6 protein-coding genes are annotated in these 5460 nt (G+C 75.8%); 4 read left to right on the top strand and 2 right to left on the bottom strand.

The window, feature by feature from the left end; translation table 11 throughout:
- Nucleotides 1-414 (top strand): CdaR family transcriptional regulator (locus tag GQS09_RS26665; protein ID WP_165990101.1); only part of this gene is annotated, 414 nt, incomplete at its 5' end.
- A 21-nt stretch (nucleotides 415-435) separates the two neighbouring features.
- Here GQS09_RS26665 and GQS09_RS26660 read toward each other — a convergent pair.
- Nucleotides 436-1518 (bottom strand): DUF3533 domain-containing protein, encoded by a 1083-nt coding sequence (locus tag GQS09_RS26660; protein WP_207958320.1) that lies wholly within the window; start codon nucleotides 1516-1518, stop codon nucleotides 436-438.
- Between the two features lie 250 nt (nucleotides 1519-1768).
- Between GQS09_RS26660 and GQS09_RS26655 the strand changes: the two genes are divergently transcribed.
- On the top strand, nucleotides 1769-2548 hold the full coding sequence (locus GQS09_RS26655; RefSeq protein ID WP_165990100.1) for a hypothetical protein: 780 nt from the start codon (nucleotides 1769-1771) through the stop codon (nucleotides 2546-2548).
- Nucleotides 2549-2587: 39 nt separating this feature from the next.
- Here GQS09_RS26655 and GQS09_RS26650 read toward each other — a convergent pair whose 3' ends face one another.
- Entirely contained in the window at nucleotides 2588-3370 is a 783-nt protein-coding gene (locus GQS09_RS26650) for a GntR family transcriptional regulator (RefSeq protein ID WP_165990099.1), read from the bottom strand.
- A 148-nt stretch (nucleotides 3371-3518) separates the two neighbouring features.
- Between GQS09_RS26650 and GQS09_RS26645 the strand changes: the two genes are divergently transcribed.
- A complete protein-coding gene (locus GQS09_RS26645; protein WP_165990098.1) occupies nucleotides 3519-4388 on the top strand; it encodes a (2Fe-2S)-binding protein in 870 nt (289 codons plus the stop codon).
- A gap of 180 nt (nucleotides 4389-4568) precedes the next feature.
- Nucleotides 4569-5460: DUF2637 domain-containing protein (locus GQS09_RS26640; protein ID WP_165990097.1), on the top strand; the 892-nt coding region annotated here is incomplete at its 3' end.

Below are 5460 nucleotides of genomic sequence, written 5' to 3'. Positions count from 1 at the left end.
GGCGTGTCGGCGGCGGTCGGCCCGGCGGAAGGGCTGCGGGGCGCGCTGGAGGAGTCCCGGCACGCGCGGCGGGTGGCGGCGGCGCGCGGCGGGCGGGTGGCCGGCGCGGGCGACGAGGAACTGGCCTCGCACGTGCTGCTGCTGCCGTCCGTCCCGGACGAGGTGCGCCGGATGTTCACCGCCCGGCTGCTGGACCCGCTGCGCGCCTACGACCGGCGGCACCGGGCCGAACTGGTGCGCACCCTGGAGGCGTTCCTGGCCTGCGACGGTTCCTGGACCCGCTGCGCCGAGCGGCTGCACGTCCATGTGAACACCCTGCGCTACCGCATCGGACGCATCGAGGAACTCACCGCCCGCGACCTGACCCGCCTGGAGGACCGCGTCGACTTCTTCCTCGCCCTGCGCCTGTCCTGAAGCCGCCGCGCCGGCGGGCCCTCAGCGGCGGAACGCGGCGGCCAGCGGGTCGCGGTCGGCGGCGCGGCCGCGGAAGAACGCGGCGACCAGCGTGAGCAGCGTGCCGGCCGCGGCCCACAGGGCGAGCACCAGCAGCGCACCGCCCATGGCGCGGCCGTCGAAGTAGGCGAGGGAGCGCACCGACCAGGTGCCCGCCCCCGGGATCAGCGCCGGGCCGATGTCCCGCCAGAACGGCGGCAGCAGCGGCCCCGGAGAGGCGCCGCCCGCGCCGGGGTTGCCGAGCACCACCACCAGCAGGACGGCCAGTCCCAGCCCCACCACCCCGAACAGTCCCTGGAGCGCCAGGGTCGCCGCCCCGGTGGCGAACACCACCAGCGCGCCCAGCAGGGACAGTTCGAGCACACCTCCCGGCACCGCACCCAGCACCGGCCCGGCGATCACCGCGCCGCCCACCCCTCCGGCCAGCGCGTACACCGCCAGCACCAGCAGCCGCAGCCCCGCCCGCAGCGGGCCGGCCGGCCGCGCCCCGGCACTGACCGCCAGGGCCGCCGCGCACAGATAGCCGCCCACGCACCACCCCACCACCACATAGAACGGCGACAGCCCGCGGTTGTCGCCGCGGTCCGCCGGGACCACGTCGGTCACCCGCAGCTCACGGCCGGCCTCCCGTTCGGCAGCGGCGACCGCCTCCCGGAGGGCCTCGGCGAGCGGGGCTCCCGCGGCGGAGGCGACGAGCAGGGTGTCCGTGGTCCCGGCCGGGTCCACCACCAGCGCGCCGTAGACCTCCCGGTTCTCGATCGCGGCGCGTGCCTCCTGCTCACCGTCGGCCCGGTGGCCGGGGTCCAGCGGGTCGCCCGGCAGCGCGGCCAGCCGGTCCGCCGTCCGCTGTCCGGCCTCGTCCGGGGCGACGACGGCGATCGGGATGTCCCGGGGCTCGGGGCGGTGGAACGCGCCCACGTAGGAGAGGATGAAGCCCAGTTGGAGCGCGAGCACTCCGAGGATCAGCAGCGCGGCCCGCGGGGTCACCGCCCCGGCGATGTCGTCCAGCACCCCGCGGCGCCCTCCGAACTCGGTGCTGTGCCTCTCCCCGATCTGGGTGAACATCTGCGCCGCCTTTCGCCGTGCGTGGGGTGACGCGGCCGTCGGGCCTCCCCACCGCATCGTCACCGTGCCGCCACCGCCGGGCACGCCCGGTGGGCCGTCCGGCTGAGCGCCGGCCACCGCGACCGGGCACGCGCCCTTGTGAATACATTCACGCAGGGCTCTTGGCCGGGCCGTGTTCTTCGTGCTGAGATGCATCGGCAGAACGTGACCTTGATTCCCATGGCTCGACGAGGCGCCTGAGGAGGGCACCGTGGCGGAGACCGCCATACCGCGCACCGTCCGTCCGGACGGATCGGACGGGCACGATCCGCTGGCAGACTCCGTGTGGCGGCTGCGTGCGCGGGGGTGCTGGGAGGAGGCGGCGGACCTGCTCGCGCCGGCCGCGGCGCGGGAGCACGCGGCGGCGCTGCTGCGCACCGAGGTGCTCGTGGAGCGCTGTCTGTTCACCTCGGAGGGATGGGAGCGGGCGGAGGAGGCGCTGCGCGCCGCCGAGTCGCTGCCGCTGGACGACGAGGAACGGGGCGCCGCCGCCTGCGGACGGGGCTATCTGGCCTACGCCGCCACCCGGCTGAAGGTGCGGGACCGCGCCGACGAGGCGCGGGCCGCGCTGGGGCGGGCCGCGGCGCTGCTCGGTCCGGCGAGCCCGTGGCGGGCACGGCTGGACTTCCGGCGCGGCCTGATGGCCGAGCATGTGGGGGGCAGCCCGCAGGCCGCGGAGGCGGCCTACCGCCGGGCCCATGTGGCGGCGCTGGGCGGCGGCGATCTGCTGCTGGCCTCCTGCACCTGGCGGCATCTGGGCGGGCTGGCGCTGCAAAACGGTGAGCCGGCCGAGGCCCGGCACAGTTTCGCCGAGTCGCTGCGGCTGCGCGAACAGACGGGGTTCCTGGTCGGGCTGGCCCCGGCGCTGACCGCGCTGGCGCAGGTGCAGCCCGAGCCGGAGGCGCAGCGGCTGCGCGAGGAGGCCGGGCGCCTGTTCCGCGCCCTGGGAAACGTGCCGCAGTGGCTCGCTCCCGAGCTCACCGCGGCCTGAGCCGGCGGCGGCCGGCCGGGCCGGGGGCGGTTCCGCTGCTCAGCGGATGTGCTCGCGGGTGAGGCGGGCGGCGGTGTCGGCGTCGCCCGCGGCGAGGGCGTCGATGAGGGCGACGTGCTCCAGCGCGTCGGCCAGCAGTTCGGCGGTGCCCGGCGGTCTTCGGCCCGGCACCGGTCGCTGCGCGCGGCGGAACAGGTCGGTGGCGACGGTGACCAGCTGCCGGTTTCCGCTCAGCTCCAGCAGCGCCCGGTGGAAGAGCAGATCGGCCTCGGCGTACCGGACGCGGCAGCCGTGCCCGGCGGCCTCGGCCGCGCCCTGGGCCAGCAGCCGCAGTTCGGCGATGCCCTCCTCGGACACCGCCCCGACCAGCCGCCCGACCGCCGGGACCTCCAGCGCGGCGCGCACCTCGGCGAGTTCGGCCAGGTCGCGGGCGCTGATGCCGGCCACCCGGAAGCCCCGGTTGGGCACCGCCTCGACCGCGCCCTCGCTGGCCAGCTGCTGCATGGCCTCGCGCACCGGGGTCGCGGAGACCCCGTACCGCTCGGCGAGCACCGGGGCCGAGTACACCTCGCCGGGTTTCAGCTCGCCCGAGGCGAGTGCCCCGCGCAGGGCCTGAAGGATCTGGGCCCGCACCGAGTGCCGGGCCGGGAGCGGCCGGGCGGCGGGCCCGGCGGCCGGGTCCGGGGCGGTGGCGGTGCGCGGACGGGCGGCGGAGGTGTCGGCGGCGGGCGCCGTGGCCAGCGGGGTCAGCCGGGGGGCCGCGGTGGCCGGAGGTGTCCGTACCGGGAACCGTATGGCCGCGTCCATAGGGGTGTGTTCCATCCGTCCGTTCCTGTCCCCTCCTGCCCCTCTCATCACCGCCCCAGAGCACCATAGGGCCTGCCGCCGCGAGATCAAACCCCCCGAGAGACGCACGGAGAGCCGGGATAAGGTAAGGCTTACCTGCTAACGATCAAGGATCGGTGGCTCCATGACCACGCCTGCCCCCGCCCTCTCCTCCGCCTCCGGCGCGACCGCGGCGGACCCCGCGGACTCCCCGCTGGCCGCCGCGTACGACACGGCCGGCGCCCTGGTGCCGGGCCTTCGGATCACCGAGGAGGCCCCGCGCCACGGCGGCGGATGGCTGCGGACGGACCGGCTGGCCGGTGACCGCGCGGTCCTGGAGCGGTTCCTGGCGGAGGAGCGGGAGCGCACCCGCCGCGCCTACGGCGCCCCCGGACGCCCCGACGTGGCGGCCGGCCTGGCCCTGCACCGCTGTGCCTGGCCCGCCGCCTCCCTCTTCACCCTCCCCTGGTTCCTGCTGCGCCGGGTACCCCGGATCGCCGCCGCCGACGTCTCCTTCCACCCCGGCCGCGGCCGGGTGACGGTCCGGCCGGGCCTTCGCTTCCACTGCCTGCCCGACGATCCGGCCGCGGCCCTGCCCGGCGCACTGCCCGTCTCCGGCGAGGCCGCCCTGCGGGACGCCGTCCGCGCCGCGGCGGCCGGATATCTGTCCCCGCTGCTGGAGGCGTTCCGCCCGCGGCTGCGCCGCGGCCGGCGCGCGCTGTGGGGCCTGGCCACCGACGAACTGGCGGGCAGCCTGTGGTACTTCGGCCGGCTGCTGGGCCGGGAGCGGGAGGCGGTGGCGGCGGCCGAGCGGCTGCTGCCCGGCGTCACCGCGCCGTATACGGGACGGGCCGGCTTCCGGGAGCTCACCGCCCCGGACGGCACCTCACACGGCGTCACCCGTGACCGGGTGACCTGCTGCCTCTTCTACACTCTTCGCCCGGAGGAGACGTGTTCGACGTGTCCGCGCACCTGCGACACCCAACGGATCGAACAACTTAACCGCATCCGTTAGGAGTTTCAGGACAAAGTCTTCTACTATCCCGTGCACACCACTCGTTCGCGGGACATTCGCCCGAATCTTCAGGATGACACCAGCCGTTCGGCGAAGATGCTCCGCAGATCCACAACGACGGCCGAAGACCACGACAGTTACGGGCAGTTACGGCGCTGGCCGGACAGGGGACATCCCGAGATGACGCTGACGGACATAGAGTTCAACTGGGTGCTGGCGGCCGCCGTGCTGCTGGGCGGTGCGCTGGTGGCCGTGGCCTTGCTGGCCCGCGGCCGCAAGGCGAAGCCCGACGACGAGGGCGAGGATTCCTGGGAGCGGATGGAGGAGCGGCGCCGCCGCAAGGAACGGGTCTACGCCACCGCCGCCTACGCCCTCCTCTTCTGCTGCGCGGGGGTGGCTGCCGCCCTGTCCTTCCGGGGCCTGGTGGGCTTCGGCCGCGAGAACCTCGGCCTGTCCGGCGGCTGGGAGTTCCTCGTCCCCTTCGGCCTGGACGGCGCCGCGATGTTCTGTGCCGTGATGGCGGTGCGCGAGGCCAGCCAGGGCGATGCCTCGCTGGCATCGCGGACGCTGGTGTGGGTCTTCGCCGGTGCCGCCGCCTGGTTCAACTGGGTGCACGCGCCGCGCGGCGCCGGGCACGCCGGTGCCCCGCAGTTCTTCGCCGGCATGTCGCTGGCCGCGGCCGTCCTCTTCGACCGGGCGCTGAAGCAGACCCGGCGCGCCGCCCTGCGGGAACAGGGCCTGGTGCCGCGCCCGCTGCCGCAGATCCGGTTCGTGCGCTGGCTGCGCGCCCCGCGCGAGACCTACAACGCCTGGTCGCTGATGCTGCTGGAGAACGTCCGCACCCTGGACGAGGCGGTGGACGAGGTCCGCGAGGAGAAGCGCAAGAAGGAAGAGGCCAAGTCCCGGGAGCGGGAGAAGCGCCAGCTGGAGCGGGCCCGGATCGCGGCGCTGCGGCGGCAGCACCGGCTGTTCGGGCGCGGGCGGCAGCAGCGGATGGAGCTGGCCGCCGCCTCCGCCCCGGCCGCCGGGCAGACCGCGCAGGGCGGCGGTGAGCCGGCCGCCCTGGAGTCGG

Source organism: Streptomyces sp. YIM 98790 (assembly GCF_011421595.1).
Taxonomy (GTDB): domain Bacteria; phylum Actinomycetota; class Actinomycetes; order Streptomycetales; family Streptomycetaceae; genus Streptomyces.
This window is presented reverse-complemented; position numbering and strand designations above follow the sequence as displayed.